The organism is Methylophaga sp. UBA3603 (assembly GCF_002375335.1).
GTDB lineage: Bacteria > Pseudomonadota > Gammaproteobacteria > Nitrosococcales > Methylophagaceae > Methylophaga.
In genome coordinates, this window is record NZ_DFMC01000001.1 from 115994 (window position 1) to 135959 (window position 19966).

Genomic DNA, 19966 nt, shown 5'->3' on the forward strand with positions numbered 1-19966 from the left:
TCAATAACTGATGGCAACTGCACTGACCAATCTGCTTGGTCTGGATCTGAAAGGTCTGGAAGGGTTTTTCATCGAAATCGGTGAGAAACCCTTCCGTGCGCGTCAACTTTTACAATGGATTCACCAATATCGTGTCACTGATTTTGCCCAGATGAGTAATCTGAGCAAATCGTTGCGCGAAAAACTGAGTCAGATTGCCGAGATACGCGTACCCGAATTGTTACACGAGCACATATCCACTGATGGAACCCGTAAATGGATCATCAAAATGGATGGTGATAATTCCATTGAAACGGTATTTATTCCGGAAAATGGTCGTGGGACTTTATGTGTGTCCTCTCAAGTGGGATGTGCCTTAACCTGTACTTTTTGTTCAACCGGTCAACAAGGTTTTAATCGCAACCTCAGTGCTGCCGAGATTATTGCTCAGTTGTGGATTGCCAATGAGGCTTTAGGTAAAGACCCCAAAGGCAATCGAATGGTCACCAATGTGGTGATGATGGGCATGGGAGAACCGCTGACAAATTACAATAATGTGATTTCAGCGATGAATCTTATGCGTGATGATTTGGCATATGGTATTTCCTGGCGACGGTTAACATTGAGCACCTCAGGTGTCGTGCCAATGATTGATCGTCTGAAAGAAGATTGCCATGTCAGTCTGGCCATATCATTACATGCTGCGAACGATAAATTACGCAGCGAGATTATTCCGTTAAACGATAAATACCCGATTGCTGAATTATTAGCGGCTTGTAAACGATATGTGACGGGTGAGCAATTGCGTCGCCACATCACAGTTGAATACGTGATGCTCGCAGGAATTAATGACTCGGAAAAGGATGCACGGGATCTGATCCGGATTTTGAAAGGCATACCGAACAAAATCAATCTCATTCCATTTAACCCCTTCCCGGGCACCGATTACCAGTGCTCTTCAAAAAATGTCATTAATCGTTTTAAAGAGCAGTTGATCGCGGCCGGTCTGGTTGCGACTGTACGAAAAACCCGTGGTGATGATATCGTGGCAGCCTGTGGTCAACTGGCAGGCGAAGTTCAGGATAAAACTCGTCGTACTCAAAGATTAGCTGAACGGGAGGTTGTTTTCGTCCGATGAAATCATTTTTGAAAATAGGTTTTCTGGCGACATCAATCATTATGCTTACCGCATGTGGTACAACCGGGCCACGTGAGCATATTGCGCCGGATCCCAAGGCGGCTGAATTGAATATGCAATTGGGATTGAGTTATCTGCAACGTGGTGATTATGAAATCGCCATGGAGAAGCTTAATAAAGCGTTGAAACAAAATCCAAATTTACCCAGTGCTCACAATACTATCGCCTTGCTTTATCAACGACTGGGTGAAGATGAAAAAGCCGAAAAACATTTTAAAGAAGCGGTTAGCAGAGCTCCGGAATATTCCGAAGCACAAAATAACTATGGTGTGTTTCTGTGCCAGCAAGGCAAATATGTAGAGGCTGAAAAGCGGTTTTTAAAATCCGTGGAAAACCCGCTCTATCAAAGTTCTGCCATGGCCTATGAAAACGCTGCACTCTGTACCAGACAAATTCCGGATCTGGTCAAAGCTGAATCCCATTTCAGACGGGCGTTACAGATCAATCCAAATCTGAGTAAATCATTAATTGGGATGGCTGATTTGAGCTATGAACAAAAGAATTACATGCAGGCACGCGCTTATGTTCAGCGTTACAGTAGTGTTTCTCCGTGGACACCACAGGCTTTACTAACCGCGATTAAAACTGAATCCAAATTGGGCAATGAAGACGCCGTATCAAGTTACGAGTTAATTATGCGAGCCCGTTTTCCGGATTCTGATGAAATGCGCATGGTCAATGAAGGTATTTAACGTTTATGACTGAGAGTCATTCAGAAGAACCAAATGTTGTTTCATCATCAGTGGACGTTGGTAGACGACTGCGGGAAGCTCGCGAAGCAAAAAAAATCTCGGTTTCTGATGCGGCAGCCCAGTTGAGGGTGACTCGCAGCGCCATTGTCCATCTCGAAGAACAAGACTGGGATAAGCTGCATGGTCGAACCTATGCCCGTGGTTATTTCCTGAGTTATACAAAGTTTTTGGGGCTTCCACAGGATGAAATGCTGGCAGGTTTTAATATCGAATTCACCGAGACTGATAAAAGAAGCCCATCGGTAGCACCAATTCAACAGATTAAACCTGCAAAATCAACATTCCCCTGGCTGCCTTTGATATTGCTGATTACCGTGGCAGTTTTGACCTGGTTTGCCTACCAGCAATGGCAGGCGACGCAACTTGTACAGAATAATGAGCCGGCAGAGAGAACACTGCTTGAACCATTGGATGAGCCGGAAACCGAGAATAATGTTAATCCTGTTCCAGTGACTGAGTCTAATGATATCAGCCTGGAGGAACAACCTTTATCACCAGATGAAACCGATACATCTGAGCCAACTTTGGATACCGCGGATACCGCCCTCGATGAACCATTTGAAGCTGAGATAACCCCACCTGCAGAAGTTGAAGATGCAGAACCTGCTACAGCAGAAGCTACAACTGAAAAGAACCTTATCATTGGTTTGGATGCAGATTGCTGGGTTGAAGTCAGAGATGCCAGTCAGCAAGTTCTGATTAGTCGTGTGGTCAGAGCAGGTAATACGGTCGAATTGACCGGTACGCTACCTTTACAAGTTTCATTGGGGCAGGCGAATGCCGCTTCTGTCAGATTTGATGGTGATATCATCGATATTACTGAATACACTCGCGGTAATGTGGCTCGATTTACCTTGGGAGAAGATTCTTAATGCAAACTGCTTCACCGATAAAACGTCGAAAATCACGTCAAATTATGGTTGGTAATGTCCCGGTAGGCGGTGATGCGCCGATTGCCGTTCAAAGCATGACCAATACCGAAACAACAGATGTTGCTGCCACTGTTGATCAGATCCAGAGATTACAGAAAGTGGGTGCTGATCTGGTTCGGGTCTCTATCCCTTCAATGGATGCGGCAGAGGCTTTTGGTGCGATTCGTAAGTTGGTGGATATCCCTTTAATTGCCGATATTCATTTCGATTATAAAATTGCGCTGCGGGTGGCTGAGCTGGGTGTTGATTGCCTGCGTATTAATCCGGGCAATATTGGTCGCGAAGATCGGGTGCGGGCTGTTGTCGACAAGGCACGAGATTTTGGTATTCCAATCCGCATTGGTGTCAATGCCGGTTCATTGGAAAAAGAATTACAAAAAAAATATGGTGAACCAACGCCTGAAGCTTTAGTCGAGTCGGCCTTACGCCATATTGATATTCTGGATCGCCTTAATTTCCCGGATTTTAAAGTTAGTTTGAAAGCATCTGATGTGTTCATGACAGTGCATGCCTATCGTCAACTGGCTGACCAGATTGAGCAGCCTTTGCATCTGGGTATCACCGAAGCAGGAAGTCTGCGCAGTGGAGCAGTCAAATCAGCGATAGGTCTAGGTATGCTACTTGCGGAAGGCATTGGCGATACCATTCGAGTTTCATTGGCCGCTGATCCTGTCGAAGAAATTCGCGTCGGTTTTGATATTTTAAAAAGCCTGCGCATTCGCAGCAAAGGAATTAACCTTATTGCCTGCCCATCCTGTTCCAGACAGGAATTTGATGTGATTTCAACAGTCAACGCTCTGGAAGCCAGACTGGAAGATATTATTGAACCGATGGATGTGGCTGTTATCGGTTGTGTGGTAAATGGCCCGGGTGAAGCTAAAGAAGCGGCAATTGGCCTGACTGGCGGTTCACCCAATCTGTTATATCGTGATGGTAAACCGCATCATAAATTAGATAATGAATCATTGGTTGATCAGCTGGAAAAAGAAATTCGTCAACGGATTTCGCTGCGAAGTGAACAACCCGAAAAAGTAATTCCGATAAAGGACATAAGCTAAAGGTGGCAGAGATTATCCGTTCTGTCCGGGGAATGAATGACATTCTTCCGGAAATGACGCCGTACTGGCAAGTAGTGGAAACCAGCCTGAAACAGGTTCTCGATAGCTACGGTTATCAGGAAATACGGTTACCCATTCTGGAAAAAACCGAATTATTCAAGCGGTCTATCGGCGAAGTCACGGACATCGTTGAGAAAGAAATGTACACCTTTGATGATCGTAATGGTGATAGCCTCACTCTGCGTCCAGAGGGCACCGCTGGATGCGTCAGGGCGGCCATGGAACATGGTATGTTCAATCAGCAACAACGACTCTGGTATATGGGGCCCATGTTTCGCCATGAACGTCCTCAAAAAGGCCGCTATCGCCAATTCCATCAGTTAGGTGTCGAAGCCTATGGCTTCAGTGGACCCGATATCGATGCAGAGATGATCCTGCTAACGGCCAGGTTATGGAAAAAGCTCGGATTAAAAGATATTACCCTGCAGATAAACTCGCTGGGCAGTACAGAAGCTCGTATTAAATATCGTCAAAAGCTGGTTGAATATTATCAAGCTAATCATGAGCAACTTGATGAGGACAGTCAACGGCGTTTATTGAGCAATCCTTTACGCATTCTGGACAGTAAAAATCCTGAAATGCAGATGCTTAACCAGGCTGCACCTAAGTTGATAGATTATCTTGATGCAGAGTCAGCTGAACACTTTGAGCAATTATGCGCTACCTTAACGGAAGCCGGAATTGCTTTTGAAGTTAACCCCCGACTGGTCCGTGGACTAGATTATTACGGCAAAACAGTTTTCGAATGGGTAACCGATCAACTGGGTGCCCAGGGAACAGTATGTGCGGGCGGGCGCTATGACGGACTGATAGATCAACTTGGCGGTAAGGCTTCCACTGCGATAGGTTTTGCCATCGGGCTTGAACGTTTGATTTCACTACTGGAAGCGGGTGGAGTACTGCCTGAAATATCCGGGCCTGACGTCTATCTGGTTGCAGTAGGGGATGTCGCCGCCGCACAATCATTATTATTAGCAGAGAGTCTGAGAGACCAACTTCCTCAACTTCGCTTGATTAGCCACTGTGGTGGTGGTAGTTTTAAAAGCCAATTTAAGCGGGCTGATCGCAGCGGAGCGCGCTGGACCTTAATTTTGGGGGAAGAGGAAATGGCGCAGCAAACCATTGGTGTGAAAACCATGGCCACAGGCGAGCAACAGACGTTAGCCTGGTCTGAACTAGCGAATTTTCTTTCTGCTTCGGCATTCAACTAACAGTTAACAAAAATAAGTAGAAATATGACGCCACTAAATATCGCCGAATGGCAATCACTTGATAGACACTATTCCGATATCAAATATCTGTCGATGCGTGAACAATTCGCACTGGATTCAGGACGTTTTGAACGTTTCTCAATTCGCTCTGGGGATTTACTGCTCGACTATTCAAAGAACCGCATTACTCAGGAAACCATCGATAAGCTAATTGCGCTGGCAGATGCGGTTAATATTCAGGAATGGATAGAACGAATGTTTTCGGGTGATCAGATTAATCACACCGAAGGTCGTGCTGTTTTACATACGGCATTGCGCAATCGATCTAATACACCGGTTATGGTGGATGGTCAGGATGTCATGCCGCAGGTCAATGCAGTATTGGACAAAATGGCCGCTTTCTGCGAACAGGTGCATTCTGGTAAATGGTTAGGATTCAGCGGTAAAAAAATTACGGATATCGTTAATATCGGTATTGGTGGATCTGACCTCGGCCCAGCCATGATTTGCGATGCGCTTGAGCCTTATGGTATTGATGGCATTCAGGCCCATTTTGTTTCCAATGTTGATGGTACTGATCTCAGCACAACACTGGAAAAACTGAATCCTGAAACTACACTTTTTGTTGTGGCCTCGAAAACCTTCACGACTCAGGAAACCATAACTAACGCTCAATCAGCACGGAACTGGTTTCTGAAGGCAGCAACTCAGGCTGATGTGGCAAAACATTTTGTTGCCGTATCCACCAATGCTAAGGAAGTTGCCAAGTTCGGTATTGATACTGCCAATATGTTCGAAATATGGGACTGGGTGGGTGGTCGATACTCTTTATGGAGTGCTATTGGTCTACCGATTGCATTGTATGTTGGCATGGATAATTTCCTACGATTGCTGGATGGTGGACATGAAATGGATAAGCATTTCCGTACCAAGCCATTGGCAGAAAATATTCCGCTGATTATGGGAATGCTGGGGATCTGGTATATCAATTTCTTTAACGCCCAGACCCATGCAATCGTTCCCTATGATCACTCACTGGCGCGTTTTCCGAGTCACATGCAACAGTTGGATATGGAAAGCAACGGTAAGTTTATTAACCGTCAGGGCGCCCGCATAAGTTATAAAACGGGACCGGTTATCTGGGGCACACCTGGCACCAATGGCCAACATGCTTACTTTCAACTGATTCATCAGGGTACACAGTTAATTCCGGTGGATTTTGTGTTACCGGTCAACAGTCATTATCCTGAATGTGATCATCAATCCATTTTATTGGCCAATGGTTTGGCTCAATCAGAAGCATTGATGAAAGGTAAAACGGCTGAGGAAGTCAGAGAAGAGTTGGTCAAGGAAGGCTATGAAGGCAAAGCCCTGGATGCATTATTGCCGCATAAAGTCTTCCCGGGTAATCGTCCGAGTAATGTATTGTTATTTCCTAAATTAACGCCGGAAATGTTGGGACAGCTGGTCGCTCTCTATGAGCACAAAGTATTTGTTCAGGGGGTTATCTGGAATATCAATTCGTTTGACCAATGGGGTGTAGAGCTTGGTAAACAGCTTGCAAAAGCTATTTTGCCGGATTTGCAGAGTAATGCCGAAATCTCAGTACATGATAGTTCTACTACCGAGCTTATCAGACTGATCCGTACCTTGAGACAATAAATAAATCAAAGCGGCTCGTACCTTACGAGCCGCTTCATCATCAAGAGTTAGTGCTTTTTACGAATAATCAATCCGGCCAATGGTGGTAAGTTCAATACAATTGAGTAAGGTCTGTCGGACCAGCTTATTGAATCGCTCTGAATTACCTGACTAACAGAATAATTACTGCCACTGTAGTACTCCGAGTCAGAATTGATGACAACCTCATATTCGCCTGCTTCAGGCACACCAATGCGATAATTATCTCTCACGACAGGTGTGAAATTGAACACTGCCACAGCGATGGAATCCTGTCCCTGTCGCAGGTAGCTTAGTACGGACTGTTCCCGATCATTGCAATCAATCCATTCGAACCCATGTGCATCAAAGTCATGATAATGAAGCGCCGGGCTCTCTCGGTAGACTTTATTTAAATCAGTGACCAGCTGTAATAGGCCCTGATGTTTTGGGTAATCCAGTAAATACCATTCCAGTGCTTTTTCACTATTCCACTCACTGCCCTGACCAAATTCTGATCCCATAAATAATAATTTTTTGCCGGGATAGCTGTACATAAAGGTATAAAGTAACCGCAGATTAGCAAACTGCTGCCACTCATCTCCGGGCATTTTGTAGCGCATCGAACCTTTACCATGTACAACTTCATCATGTGAAAAAGGCAATACAAAATTTTCGGTAAATGCATACAGCAAACCAAAGGTAAGCTGATCATGATGATAGCGACGATGAATGGGATCCTGTTTCATATACTCAAGGATGTCGTGCATCCAGCCCATATTCCACTTCATCGAGAAACCCAGTCCGCCCATATCTGCTGGTCGAGAAACCATTGGATAGGAGGTGGATTCTTCCGCGGCGATAATACAACCAGGGTGAGACTGATGCAGTATGGTATTAACTTCTTTGAGAAAACTGATGACCTCAAGATTCTCACGGCCACCATGAATATTTGGTAACCATTGACCTTCCTGACGTGAATAATCGAGATAAAGCATCGACGCGACTGCATCGACGCGTAATCCATCTATGTGGCATTCTTCCAGCCAGAAAAATGCACTGGATAACAGGAAGTTACGAACCTCGTTGCGGCCGTAATTAAAGATTAAAGTACCCCAGTCCTGGTGTTCTCCACGACGGGGATCTTCATGTTCATAGAGCGCGGTACCATCAAACTTGGCAAGGCCGAAGCTGTCTTTGGGAAAATGTCCAGGCACCCAATCCAGTAACACACCAATATTATTTTGATGACATTGGTCGACAAAATATCGAAAATCATCCGGTGAGCCGAACCTGCTGGTTGCAGCATAATAACCTGTGGTTTGATAACCCCAGGAAATATCCAGAGGGTGTTCGGTGATCGGTAAAAGCTCAATATGAGTGAAGCCCATTTTACGGACGTATGGCACCAGTTTGTCAGCAAGTTCGCGGTAACTGCAGAAGCTGCCATCACTGCGCTTTTGCCAGGAACCGAGATGGACTTCATAAACGCTATGTGGCGCATGGAGCCATTTTGTATGCTCTCTGTTGGACATCCATTCTTTGTCCTGCCATTGATAGTTGCTGTCAAAAATCACTGATGCAGTACCGGGACGAAGTTCTGCCTGCTGGCAATACGGATCCATTTTCAGATGCAGACTGCCATCATGATAGTTACGTATTTCAAATTTGTAGAGTTCACCAATTTCCAGACCTGGAATGAATAATTCCCATACACCAGTACTGCCTCTGGAACGCATGGGATGACAGCGTCCATCCCAACGGTTGAATGTGCCGACAACGCTGACACGTTGGGCATTGGGTGCCCAGGTGGCAAACATCACACCTTGTACACCGTTTACTGTGCGCTTGTGAGATCCCAGAATTCGGTAGGCATGCCAGTGTTTACCCTCCGCAAACAAATACAGATCGTAATCCGAAATTTGCGGTGGGAAGCAGTACGGATCGTAATGACTCTGAATTTGATTTTGTGAAGTGGTACGATGAATCTGGTATGGCGTTTCTAAATCATCAGAACGGCCTGTCCACTCAAAAATATCTGTACCCTCAACCCGCTTCATAGGCAGATTGTTTCCTACCGTGGCGGATTCGGTATGAGGTAAGAAAGCCCTGACATACACGCCGCTTTTGGTCGGATGACGACCCAAAACTGCAAAAGGATCATGATGTCTGGCTTCTATGATTTTAAGTTGGTCATCTGTCAAATTTTGTTCAAAAACCATAGATATACTGTCCCGTAAATTTTTCTATTGCTGTCCACCTTAACGATGTGGCACGCTTAAAGCCATTACAACATATTTCACTGCATAGCTGGCTGGAGATTTGAATATGCCCAAAAATAATAGCACGCGTTTTGTCAGTCGACTGACCAGAGATACTCTGGCGTTGATTCTAGCAGGCGGGCGTGGTTCACGTTTGAAACAACTGACTGGTTGGCGTGCAAAACCCGCTGTACCCTTTGGTGGAAAATTCAGGATTATAGATTTCCCTCTATCAAACTGCGTCAATTCGGGGATCCGCAGAGTAGGGGTGTTAACACAGTATAAAGCGCATTCATTGATACGACATATCCAACAGGGCTGGGGCTTTATGCGTGGTGCTTTGGGAGAGTTTGTCGAGTTGTTGCCAGCCTCACAGCGTACCGAGCAGGGTTGGTATACCGGCACCGCCGATGCGGTATATCAGAATATCGACATTCTACGCAATCATGGCCCTGAGTATGTATTGATCCTGGCAGGCGATCATATTTACAAAATGGATTATGGTGATATGTTGGCTGAACATGTTGCGCAAAATGCCGATATGACTATTGGTTGTATCGAGGTACCATTGGACCAGGCCAGAGCTTTTGGGGTCATGTCGGTTGATTTGAATCACCGTATTATCGCTTTTAATGAAAAACCTGCAAATCCAACGCCGATTCCGGGGCATGATGATGTTGCATTGGCTTCAATGGGGATTTATATTTTCAATGCTGGTTTCTTGTATGAGCAGTTGATAAAGGATGCTGACAATTCAAGATCCAGTCATGACTTTGGTCATGACATTATCCCGTCCTTAATTGAGAAATATAAAGTTGTCGCTTTTCCTTACAAAGATGTGCAGGGCAATGATCCAGGATACTGGCGTGATGTGGGAACAATAGATGCTTTCTGGTCGGCGAATCTTGAATTAATTGGTGTTACACCAGAACTGAATCTTTACGACGAAGAGTGGCCAATCTGGACGCATCAGGCCCAATTGCCGCCTGCCAAGTTTGTTTTTGATGATGACGATCGGCGGGGTATGGCTGTTGATTCAATGGTCTCAGGGGGGTGCATTATTTCCGGATCCGTTGTGAGGCACTCGGTTCTGTTTTCCAATGTTGAAGTCCATAGTTTCAGTCTGATAGAAGATAGTGTGGTATTACCGGATGTCTCTGTGGGCAGGCACTGTCGCCTGAAGAAAGTTGTGCTTGATAAAGGCTGTATCGTCCCTGAAGGAACGGTTATTGGCGAAGATCCTGAACTTGATGCTCAACGTTTTGAAGTTTCACCCAATGGTGTTGTATTAGTCACACCTGAAATGCTGGGGCAAAATTACCGTTATGTCCGATAAATTAAAAGTCGTTTTATGCTGGCACATGCACCAGCCGCAATATAGTGAACCGATGGGCGGAAGCTATCAGCTCCCTTGGACCTATCTGCATGCAATAAAAGATTATGTAGATATGGCCTGGCATCTCGAACAAATCCCTGAGGCTCGGGCGGTGGTTAATTTCGCACCTACCTTACTGGAACAGATTGATGATTATGATCAGCAACTGAAAGGCCGCTTTAAAGGAACAGGATGTCTGAAAGATCCTTTGTTAATTGCGCTGGATTCACCGGTGCAACCAGTTCATATTGAAGAGCGCCAAACAATACTAAATGCTTGTCTGCGCGCCAATGATGAGAAGCTTATAGCGCCGTTTCCAATATTTGCAAAACTTGCTGAAATGGCACGCTGGGTCTTGGAAGAGAAGCAGCGTCTGGCCTACCTAAATGATCAATTCCTGGTGGATATGCTGGTTTGGTACCATCTGGTGTGGATGGGCGAGTCAGTGAGGCGCAACGATATTCGTATTCAGGCCTTAATGAAAAAAGGCCAGCAATTTAATTTTCATGATCGCCGGCAATTAATGATCGTTATTGGTGAGTTGCTGAGTGATGTTATTCCACGTTATCGACGACTCGCAGAGGCCAAAAAAGTTGAGTTATCGGTAACGCCTTACGCTCATCCGATAGTGCCATTATTACTGGATATTAATAGCACGCTGGAAGCGATGCCGGATGCCCTGTTGCCACAAATTCGGCAGTATCCTGGTGGAGATGTCCGCACCGATTGGCATATGGAAAAAGGTCTGGAAGTATTTGAGTCATTTTTTGGTTTCCGTCCCAAAGGCTGCTGGCCATCTGAAGGTGCAGTTTCAAAGCCAACTATTGAGTCGATAGCCAAACATGGCTTTAGTTGGACTGCCAGTGGTGAAAATGTCTTACGAAACAGTCTGCAGAAAAGTGCTTTGCCTGACAGTAGCATTCATAAGCCTTATCAACTAGAAGCGGTAGGTCCTGCATGCTTTTTCCGAGATGATGGTTTATCCGATTTAATTGGTTTTACCTATACCAAATGGAGTGCTGAAGATGCTGTTAACGACTTTATTCATCATCTGACTAATATTAAAGCTACGACAGAGGGTGATGCCGATAGAGTTGTTTCAGTCATTCTGGATGGAGAAAATGCCTGGGAACATTATTCCTATAATGGGTTTTATTTTTTGCAAAGCCTGTATAAACAGCTTTCCAGACATCCGGATATAGAATTGACCACTTTCTCAGATTGTCTGGAGAATGGCGTTAAACCCGCATTATTACCTGAAATGGTAGCTGGTAGCTGGGTTTACGGTACTTTCTCCACCTGGATTGGTGATGTTGATAAAAATCGGGCATGGGATCTGCTGAGTCAGGCTAAACAGGTTTATGACGAAAAAATTGCTGCTGCAGAGATTGATGAAGATCTGCTACAGGCAATTGATAAACAGCTGGCTATTTGTGAGGGATCGGATTGGTTTTGGTGGTTTGGCGATTACAACGCAGCAGACAGTGTCAGTGATTTTGAACGACTGTTCCGTTTGCATTTATCAAACCTTTATCAAATGTTGGGAGAAGAAGTGCCTCAAATATTGTCAGAGGTTGTGTCATTAGGAGGAGGAGAAGCCGAGCAGGGTGGCACAATGCGTCGTGGCGGCTAATTAATGAAACAGGCTCATATCTTTGATAATCGTCGGACCGGTGTATTGCTGCATATCACCAGTTTACCCAGTAGAAACTTAGGGGCAGATGCCTACCGTTTTGTGGATTTTTTGCACCAATCAGGGGTAACAGTCTGGCAGATGCTGCCATTAGGACCTACCCATGATGATGGTTCGCCTTATCAATGTTTATCGGCTCATGCTGGCAATAACAAGCTGTTATGTGAAGCTTATATTAAAGCTCAACCCTGGGTGCACACCGAAGATCTGGCGGGTAAAAAAATCTACACAATCGTGGCAAATGCTTACAAGCAATTCTACGAAAATGCTAATGAGGCTGACTGGGCTGCCTTTGATAGTTTTTGTCAGCGACAGGCATTTTGGTTGGAAGATTATATTCTGTATCGTGAAATACGTAATCTGAATCATGCGCTACCATGGTTTGACTGGCCAGTTGAGTTTCGTGACAGAGACCCGGCCACGCTGAAAGACTTGGCTGAGCAACGTGCAGAATCCCTGAATATTCGCCGATTTGAACAGTTTCTGTTTTTCCAGCAATGGAACAATTTAAAAACCTATGCCAATCAGAAGAACGTCAAATTGTTTGGTGATATGCCAATTTTCGTTGCCCATGACAGTGCAGATGTATGGGCAGCACCTGAATTGTTTACCCTCGATGAGACAGGGCAGGCCACAAAGGTAACCGGTGTTCCGCCTGATTATTTTTCTGCAACGGGACAACGTTGGGGTAACCCGCTTTATGAATGGCAGGCGCACATTGACGAAGATTTTGATTGGTGGGTAAAACGTTTGTCGACTCAGCTCGAGCTGTTTGATTTAATCCGTATAGATCATTTCAGGGGGTTTGAGTCATGTTGGGAGATTCCGGCCAGTTGCGAAACGGCAATGGAAGGTGAGTGGGGTAAAGCCCCAGGTGAAGCGTTATTTAATAAATTGGTAGCAAACTTTGGTGAGCTTCCTCTTGTTGCCGAAGATCTGGGAATAATCACTGAAGAAGTAACTGCGTTACGGGAACAATTTGCCATGCCTGGCATGAAGATTCTGCAATTTGCCTTTGGTGGTGATGCTGACAATCCTTATCTTCCACATCAACACTGCAGGGATAGTATTACTTATACCGGCACTCACGATAACAACACCAGTCTTGGCTGGTATCATGAGCTTGATGATGCAACCCGGCATCATATGCATCAATATATCGGACCCAGCGATGAAGCAATGCCCTGGTTACTTATCCGGGTAGCATTAAAATCAGTCTCTCAACTTGCCGTTATTCCTATGCAGGATTTACTTGAGTTAGGTGGTGAACATCGAATGAATGTTCCCGGTACCATGGAAGATAACTGGATGTGGCAGTTTGAGTGGAATATGCTCTCTGAATATTGCTCAGGTAATTTAAGTGCCTTAAACAAAATATATGGACGTATCATTGATGAATAATATAGAAGATTATTTTTTTAGTGAGTCTCATATTTGGCTGGAAGAGCAAGGTGATGGAATTTTTACACTTGGTATCACTGAACATGCTCAGAATAGCCTTGGAGATATTGTATTTGTGGAGTTGCCTGCTGAAGGGCAACAGTTTGCAGCGGGTGAAGAGTGTGCAGTCATTGAATCGGTAAAATCAGCCTCGGATGTGATTATGCCGATTAGTGGTGAAGTCATTGCAATAAATCAGCAACTGGTCGAAATGCCTGAACTGATTAATCAGGAACCTTTTAACAATGGATGGATTGTGCGGTTTCGCTCTGAGGTTCCGTATGAAGAAATAGCTGCAGAATTAATGTCTTCCGCGGACTACGAGGCTTTTCTGGACCAATAGATGGCACCTAATATACTGGGTTGCCGAGCACCTGTTAAATGGCGCAAATCAAGTGCGTTATGTTGCAAAGTCTGTTCAGCAAACCATGCAAAGGCGGCGGACTCGACCCATTGTGGATCTAAACCGATTTCAGCTGTAGTGCCGACAATAATCGGCGCTAAATCCTTCCTTAGTTGCTTAACTAAAGCAGTATTTTTTGCCCCACCACCACAGATATAAAGTTTGTCTGTTTGAGCTGCGTATTGATGAATAGCATCTGCAATTGTCGATGCGGTTAATGCCAAGAGTGTGGCTTGAATATCCTGTGGTGGTAGATCTGCGCAATTAGCAGCAATTATCTTCTGCATTAACCAGTTTTGGTTAAATAATTCACAACCTGTGCTTTTAGGGATTTCCCGTTTGAAATAGGGATCAGACTTTAAAGTTAATAACAGGGATTGATTAACCTCCCCACCTTCAGCCCATAGCCCGTCATTATCAAAAGCCTGATGTTTATGCTTTTGTATCCAGGAATCCATCAGAGTGTTACCTGGCCCGGTATCAAATCCTTGAAGTGAACTATGTGGGGCTTTGGTTAAGATGGTGATATTACTAATGCCACCAATATTGACGATGACCCTGTTTTCACTATCAGAACGAAACATAGCAGCGTGGAAGGCTGGAACTAATGGTGCTCCCTGACCTCCATTTACCATATCACGCTGACGGAAATCACATACTGTGGTTATACCGGTTTTTTCCGCAATAACATTACCATTGCCGATTTGCATGCTAAAGGGATAAATTGAGTCAGGAGAGTGAAAAACTGTCTGGCCATGACAACCAATACCATCAACTTGATGGGGTGACACATCAGCAGATTCCAGCAGATTAAAGATCGCATCTGCATAGGCATGGCCAAGCTGGATGTCGAGCTCGCCCAACTGGGATAGCTGACATTGTTGAGAGCGGATTAATGTTCTTAAAGCAGTTTGCAGATCTTTCGAAAAATCCGCACTAAGAAAACCAATTAATTTCGGTTGGTCGGTCGGTGATGTCTCGATTAATGCAACATCAATTGCATCAAGACTAGTGCCTGACATTACACCGACATAAAGTCCCATTATTGATATGGCTAGTCTTGACGAAATGCCAATGTTGGAACTTGCAGATTATCCAAGCTGGCAAGCAATGGTAGTGACAGCGTTTTGAACTCTGCCAGATATTGACCAGGAATCGGTTCAGCTTTAGGTAAAGTGACGGTTAATGGATTTTTATGCACGCCGTCGATTCGGAATTCGTAATGCAAATGTGGCCCGGTTGCTAGTCCACTGCTACCAATATATCCAATGACTTCACCTTGTCTTACCCGTTGGCCAGCGCGAATACCACTCTTATATTTAGACATATGGGCAAATAGCGTGGTGTATCGTCCACCATGTGACAGGATAACTGTACGACCATAACCGCCCTTATTACCAACGAATGCTACTTTGCCATCGCCAGTTGCCAGAATAGGCGTTCCAGTTGCAGCAGCGTAGTCAACGCCACGGTGGGGACGGTTTGTTTTTAATACAGGGTGCTTACGATTTGGATTAAAGCCTGAACTTATACGTGAAATAGGAACAGGGGTACGTGTAAACGCTTTACGCATGCTGTCGCCGTCTGGGGTGTAAAAACGACTTTCACCATTGCTGTCAGTGAATCGAATAGCTCGGAAGGTTTTGCCGCGATTGGTAAATTCTGCTGCCAGGATTTCACCATCAGCAATCTTCTCTCCATCCAGGAAGTTTTCATTATAAATAACTTTAAAACTGTCACCCTGACGTAAGTCCAATGCAAAATCGATATCCCAACCGAAAATGTGCGCCATTTGCATAATCAATTTATCTGACATGCCGGCTTTTTGGGCATCTAAAAAGAGTGAGCTTTGAATTTCACCCGCAACCAGTTGGCGGTGCTTATCGAGTTCTCGTTCAATGAGATCTGTTTCAAAGCCTTTTTCAGTTGACGTTAAGGTCAATGTTTTCATTGGAGTTAATTGTAATTGCAGCTGTTTCAGTTCCAGCTTCTGCTCATTATCCGTCACTGTTCCAAAACGAAGCACTTGACCGGGTCTGAGATTGAGAAGGGCTTTTGCATCTTCACCAGCCGTCTGGGCAACAACATAAACATCACGCGCAGTTAAACCTGCACGGGGAAAAATCAAGGAAAGGTTATCGCCTGATTTTACTTCAATTTCTTGCCAACTCAGTTCGTCTGAAGCGGTTTCACTGTCAGCTGGAGAATCTGATAAGGCATCATTTAAGATAGTAATATCTGATGCATTTTCAGGCGCTGCTTTCGGTTGATTCAGATGCAGCCGTTCAATTTCAGCAGATTCACTCAAAGCAGCATTCGTGGTTACAGGTTGATCTTCTTCAATGGTAACAATATCAGCTGTGGGTGTAGGTTCCGAAGAGGGCTGAGAGGGTAAATTAATAGCTGTTTCTAATTCTGAGGTCGTGGCTTCAGTATTTTCAGGCATGTTCGGCAGCTGTACTGGCTGAGTTTGACTTGTCGTGGCGCTTGGTTCGCTTGTAGCAAGTACAATCCCGGTTATGAATATACCGGTTAATGCCAGTAACGACAAAATAGTGATATGTCGGTTTTTATGGGGAGACAGCGATTCAGATTTAAATAACTTTGATTGCTGTGATGAGCTCAGAAGTCTGTTACGTTTCTTCATGGGCATTCCCTGTTTATAGTAAATTCGTGCAATTCTCTCAGCATTTACAAAGAATTGAAACCCCTTCAGGGCAAGATCTTGTGTTATATTGCCCGCCAATTTTTAATGTGCGGAGAACGATGATGACAACTGTACAAGAAACCTTGGCAGAAATCCGTCGTGGAGCAGAAGAAATTCTGGTTGAAAAAGAACTGATAGAAAAGCTGGAAAGTGGTAAGCCACTGCGTATTAAAGCTGGTTTTGACCCTACTGCGCCGGACTTGCATCTTGGACATACGGTACTCCTTAATAAGTTGCGTATGTTTCAGGAATTGGGACACGAGATTCTATTTTTGATTGGCGATTTTACTGGGATGATTGGCGATCCAACCGGTAAAAATGTGACGCGCCAGCCATTAACGCCTGAGCAGGTCAAATGCAATGCGGAAACTTACCAACAACAAGTATTCAAAATTCTGGATCCAGCACGCACTCAAGTCGTTTTCAATTCGCATTGGATGAACGAGTTATCTTCTGCCGATATGATTCGGTTAGCTTCTCACCATACTGTTGCCCGTATGCTGGAGCGTGATGATTTCCATAAACGTTACACAACAGGCCAGTCTATTGCTATTCATGAGTTTTTATATCCTTTAATTCAAGGATATGACTCTGTTGTGCTTGATGCTGACGTAGAGCTTGGTGGAACAGATCAGAAATTTAACTTGTTGATGGGACGAGAATTACAAAAGGCTTATGGAAAATCACCACAATGTGTTTTGACGATGCCACTTCTGGTTGGGCTGGATGGTGTGCAGAAAATGTCCAAATCGCTGGGTAACTATATTGGTATTGATGAAAGTCCGAAGGATATCTTTGGCAAACTCATGTCAATTTCTGATGAACTGATGTGGCGTTATATTGAATTGCTCAGTTTTAAGTCATTGGATGAAATTGCTGATTGGAAGCAATCAACAGCAGAGGGTAGGAATCCGGTTGAGATTAAAAAGTTATTTGCTGAGGAAATTGTTTCTCGCTTTCATGGCGAAGATGCTGGACCACAAGCTCGTCAGGATTTTGAAAATCAATTCAAAAAGGGTGAAATCCCAGATGATATCACTGAGGTAACTTTGGCTGTTGGAGCTGAAGGCATGCCAATAGCTAATGTTCTTAAACAGGCCGGGCTGACAAGTAGCACCTCAGATGCAATGCGTATGATTCAGCAGGGTGCTGTCAAAATCGACGGCGAAAAAGTAGAGGATAAATCCTTATTAATTAAGATGGGTGTCGAAGGTGTTTTTCAAGTAGGCAAGCGTAAATTTGCCCGTATCTCTACCACTTGATTCTTTGTAAAAATATTATTTATTAGCTAGGTATGAATCTGCTGTCACATCAGATGTCGACCACATCGCTTACAATTTTTTGCGCTTGAATCGTTTTCAAGAGTTGTCAGAAATATAATAACTGCAGCTTTACCAAAGCCATAACTGGTTATTAATAGACTTGAATATAAATAGACATTAAAAGCTGTGAACCAGACTCCTGCGGGAGTATAAGTTTCTGATAGCGGATCCAATTCAGGAAACATTGCATACAATAAAAAAAGACTGGAATTGGTAAACGCCCCCGTTACCATCGCCCAGCGAACATGCCATGGCAATCCAATCCTTGCAGCATAAAATCCCAGAATCAAAGCACTCATTAGTAAAAAGTCGATATGTGCCTGCAACACACGCATAGGTTTACCAGGAAATAAAGTCTCCAGAAAACCAATCTGGTTATAGATACCAACGAGTGACCAAGCCAGTAATAAAGCCATCAGTATCCACAAGCAGGCACCTCTTATCAGCACCACATTACCAGCGTGGTTATCATTCTGTTTCATGCTCTCTCCTGTTATTATTCTGAAATACAGCAGCAGTATGCCGAGCTTAAGATGAGTATTCTTTACTCTAACGGCAGAAATCTTTGTACATTTGGGTGATGAGTTATGACAAACGCACTGATTGCTCCTCCAGGCCAGATAGCTGATGGTCCTGATTCGCTTGTTCGTCTTGATGGGCAGCGTTTCTGCACTGAGCAACAACCCAGCGCTCAGCGGGTAGAGTGGCTTAAGGAAGTCATTGGTCGGGAATATGCCAACGTCGATATTACGCCGCCTCAGGAAATGGTGCTGTTCAATGATATGTTGATTTATCCCTGGCAAGAAGGTGTACGGCTGTCACCCATTCAATCTAATGCAATTACATTAGAGCGATTACCTCAAGAGCCTTCCCTTTCAAGTCAGGATTGCTATTTCATGGTCCTGCTTACCTCCGGGAAGTACAAGTTGGAACAGGGTGGCAGAGAAGTTTTTCTCAAACCAGGTGAAATGACGATTTATGACGCGACTGAGCCGCACAGAATTACTATTCCAGAAGCTTTTTCCAAGATATTAATTTCTATCCCCCGCAAGATTCTGGATCAACGGCTAAATAATATTGGAAGAATTACAGCTACCCGGATTCCTTCGGGTGAGGGCATTGGTTCTGTCACCAGTAGTTTTATTCAATCTACCGTTAAACAACTGGAACAATTTTCCAGATCACAGTTTCAATTATTATCGCAGCCAGTGGTCGATATGTTGACCTTGTCATTAGGGCAGGTTATTGAAAATAAGCTGACAACAACCAGCCACCGTCAGATTATGTTGATACGTATCAAACAATATATAAAGAGTGCAATGAGCGACCCAGAACTCACAGCAACAAAAATTGCTGATGCGACAGGCTTATCGAAACGTTATCTTAATAACCTATTCAACGAAGAAAATACTTCGCTGATGCGCTTCCTGACTGAAGAGAGATTGGAGCTATGTCGGCATTGTCTGGCAAACGTTTTTTATTCCCGTCTTTCTATCACCCAGATTGCTATGCGATACGGTTTTAACAATATGTCGCATTTCAGTCGAGTTTTTAAAAAATATTACGGTTGTTCGCCTAGGGCATATCGTCAATTATTTACCAATTCCTAGATTCGCCTCGTATCAAAGTAAGTATAAAGTATCTCTCTCTTGGCGCACGTGGAGTGCTATGACCCAAAAAACGACTGGATTGAGAGTGGCAAATGAGTAAATTGTAATTATTTAATCAGTATTTTTCTTATCAATTCATAAGACTAGCGTAACCCTAAAACAATCAAGAAAAACTTCCTGTTGACGTATTCAATTCAACCTGTAGAATGCGCCGTTCTGTTTCGACAGGCGGCCCTCAACGCTGATAAATAAACGTTCTGAGGGTTGACAGACTGAGCGAGGTCTGTATAATTCTCGCTTCTTTGC

Annotated in this window: 16 protein-coding genes; 12 read left to right on the forward strand and 4 right to left on the reverse strand. The window is 44.3% G+C overall.

The annotated features are described in order from the left end of the window. The first annotated feature begins 10 nt into the window (after positions 1-10). The 6 genes from rlmN to pgi are packed head-to-tail and all read left to right on the forward strand — an operon-like array spanning position 11 to position 6852. Positions 11-1117 carry a dual-specificity RNA methyltransferase RlmN gene (rlmN, locus tag B4F66_RS00490; RefSeq protein ID WP_292354207.1) on the forward strand — a complete coding sequence of 369 codons (1107 nt, stop codon included), beginning with the start codon at positions 11-13 and terminating at the stop codon, positions 1115-1117. Next, a complete protein-coding gene (gene pilW / locus B4F66_RS00495; RefSeq protein ID WP_292354209.1) occupies positions 1114-1869 on the forward strand; it encodes a type IV pilus biogenesis/stability protein PilW in 756 nt (251 codons plus the stop codon). The genes rlmN and pilW overlap by 4 nt, the downstream gene beginning before the upstream one ends. A gap of 5 nt (positions 1870-1874) precedes the next feature. Beyond that, positions 1875-2801 carry a RodZ domain-containing protein gene (locus B4F66_RS00500; RefSeq protein ID WP_292354210.1) on the forward strand — a complete coding sequence of 309 codons (927 nt, stop codon included), beginning with the start codon at positions 1875-1877 and terminating at the stop codon, positions 2799-2801. Continuing rightward, a complete protein-coding gene (gene ispG / locus B4F66_RS00505) occupies positions 2801-3919 on the forward strand; it encodes a flavodoxin-dependent (E)-4-hydroxy-3-methylbut-2-enyl-diphosphate synthase (protein WP_292354211.1) in 1119 nt (372 codons plus the stop codon). The genes B4F66_RS00500 and ispG overlap by 1 nt, the downstream gene beginning before the upstream one ends. Positions 3920-3921: 2 nt before the next feature. Further along, positions 3922-5190, forward strand: coding sequence for a histidine--tRNA ligase (gene hisS / locus B4F66_RS00510; protein ID WP_292354213.1), 1269 nt, complete (start codon positions 3922-3924; stop codon positions 5188-5190). Positions 5191-5214: 24 nt separating this feature from the next. Then, positions 5215-6852, forward strand: a complete 1638-nt coding sequence (gene pgi, locus B4F66_RS00515) for a glucose-6-phosphate isomerase (protein WP_292354215.1) — start codon at positions 5215-5217, stop codon at positions 6850-6852. Positions 6853-6899: 47 nt separating this feature from the next. Here pgi and glgB read toward each other — a convergent pair whose 3' ends face one another. Further along, positions 6900-9071: a 1,4-alpha-glucan branching protein GlgB gene (gene glgB / locus B4F66_RS00520; RefSeq protein ID WP_292354217.1), complete on the reverse strand. Its 2172-nt coding sequence runs from the start codon at positions 9069-9071 to the stop codon at positions 6900-6902. Positions 9072-9177: 106 nt separating this feature from the next. Here glgB and glgC point away from each other — a divergent pair, with 106 nt between their 5' ends. The 4 genes from glgC to gcvH are packed head-to-tail and all read left to right on the forward strand — an operon-like array spanning position 9178 to position 13961. Beyond that, complete coding sequence (glgC, locus tag B4F66_RS00525) at positions 9178-10446, forward strand: glucose-1-phosphate adenylyltransferase (RefSeq protein ID WP_292354218.1); 1269 nt, start codon at positions 9178-9180, stop codon at positions 10444-10446. After that, positions 10436-12118: a glycoside hydrolase family 57 protein gene (locus B4F66_RS00530; protein ID WP_292354220.1), complete on the forward strand. Its 1683-nt coding sequence runs from the start codon at positions 10436-10438 to the stop codon at positions 12116-12118. Before glgC ends, B4F66_RS00530 begins: the two co-directional genes overlap by 11 nt. 3 nt (positions 12119-12121) lie before the next feature. Next, positions 12122-13579, forward strand: coding sequence for a 4-alpha-glucanotransferase (gene malQ, locus B4F66_RS00535; RefSeq protein WP_292354222.1), 1458 nt, complete (start codon positions 12122-12124; stop codon positions 13577-13579). Then, positions 13572-13961: a glycine cleavage system protein GcvH gene (gene gcvH / locus B4F66_RS00540; protein WP_292354224.1), complete on the forward strand. Its 390-nt coding sequence runs from the start codon at positions 13572-13574 to the stop codon at positions 13959-13961. The genes malQ and gcvH overlap by 8 nt, the downstream gene beginning before the upstream one ends. On the opposite strand, the gene B4F66_RS00545 is transcribed toward gcvH, so the two are convergent. Both B4F66_RS00545 and B4F66_RS00550 read right to left on the reverse strand, forming a co-directional pair. Continuing rightward, positions 13937-15064: an anhydro-N-acetylmuramic acid kinase gene (locus B4F66_RS00545; RefSeq protein ID WP_292738149.1), complete on the reverse strand. Its 1128-nt coding sequence runs from the start codon at positions 15062-15064 to the stop codon at positions 13937-13939. The genes gcvH and B4F66_RS00545 overlap by 25 nt on opposite strands. An 11-nt stretch (positions 15065-15075) precedes the next feature. Beyond that, entirely contained in the window at positions 15076-16668 is a 1593-nt protein-coding gene (locus B4F66_RS00550; protein WP_292354229.1) for a M23 family metallopeptidase, read from the reverse strand. Positions 16669-16790: 122 nt separating this feature from the next. Here B4F66_RS00550 and tyrS point away from each other — a divergent pair, with 122 nt between their 5' ends. Further along, positions 16791-17990, forward strand: a complete 1200-nt coding sequence (tyrS, locus tag B4F66_RS00555) for a tyrosine--tRNA ligase (protein WP_292354231.1) — start codon at positions 16791-16793, stop codon at positions 17988-17990. Between the two features lie 44 nt (positions 17991-18034). Here the strand turns inward: tyrS and B4F66_RS00560 are convergent, their stop codons facing one another. Next, the gene (locus B4F66_RS00560; protein ID WP_292354233.1) at positions 18035-18532 is read right to left on the reverse strand and encodes a hypothetical protein; all 498 of its coding nucleotides are present in this window, start codon (positions 18530-18532) and stop codon (positions 18035-18037) included. A 105-nt stretch (positions 18533-18637) separates the two neighbouring features. On the opposite strand from B4F66_RS00560, the gene B4F66_RS00565 reads away from it, so the two are divergent. Further along, a complete protein-coding gene (locus tag B4F66_RS00565; protein WP_292354234.1) occupies positions 18638-19660 on the forward strand; it encodes a helix-turn-helix domain-containing protein in 1023 nt (340 codons plus the stop codon). Positions 19661-19966 lie beyond the last annotated feature (306 nt).

Coding starts and splice junctions, on each gene's coding strand:
- glgC (WP_292354218.1), top strand. CDS start 9,178: ATGCCCAAAAATAATAGCACGCGTTTTGTCAGTCGACTGACCAGAGAT.
- B4F66_RS00545 (WP_292738149.1), bottom strand. CDS start 15,064: ATGGGACTTTATGTCGGTGTAATGTCAGGCACTAGTCTTGATGCAATT.
- B4F66_RS00530 (WP_292354220.1), top strand. CDS start 10,436: ATGTCCGATAAATTAAAAGTCGTTTTATGCTGGCACATGCACCAGCCG.
- pgi (WP_292354215.1), top strand. CDS start 5,215: ATGACGCCACTAAATATCGCCGAATGGCAATCACTTGATAGACACTAT.
- ispG (WP_292354211.1), top strand. CDS start 2,801: ATGCAAACTGCTTCACCGATAAAACGTCGAAAATCACGTCAAATTATG.
- B4F66_RS00565 (WP_292354234.1), top strand. CDS start 18,638: ATGACAAACGCACTGATTGCTCCTCCAGGCCAGATAGCTGATGGTCCT.
- malQ (WP_292354222.1), top strand. CDS start 12,122: ATGAAACAGGCTCATATCTTTGATAATCGTCGGACCGGTGTATTGCTG.
- pilW (WP_292354209.1), top strand. CDS start 1,114: ATGAAATCATTTTTGAAAATAGGTTTTCTGGCGACATCAATCATTATG.
- rlmN (WP_292354207.1), top strand. CDS start 11: ATGGCAACTGCACTGACCAATCTGCTTGGTCTGGATCTGAAAGGTCTG.
- B4F66_RS00560 (WP_292354233.1), bottom strand. CDS start 18,532: ATGAAACAGAATGATAACCACGCTGGTAATGTGGTGCTGATAAGAGGT.
- gcvH (WP_292354224.1), top strand. CDS start 13,572: ATGAATAATATAGAAGATTATTTTTTTAGTGAGTCTCATATTTGGCTG.
- tyrS (WP_292354231.1), top strand. CDS start 16,791: ATGACAACTGTACAAGAAACCTTGGCAGAAATCCGTCGTGGAGCAGAA.
- glgB (WP_292354217.1), bottom strand. CDS start 9,071: ATGGTTTTTGAACAAAATTTGACAGATGACCAACTTAAAATCATAGAA.
- B4F66_RS00500 (WP_292354210.1), top strand. CDS start 1,875: ATGACTGAGAGTCATTCAGAAGAACCAAATGTTGTTTCATCATCAGTG.
- B4F66_RS00550 (WP_292354229.1), bottom strand. CDS start 16,668: ATGAAGAAACGTAACAGACTTCTGAGCTCATCACAGCAATCAAAGTTA.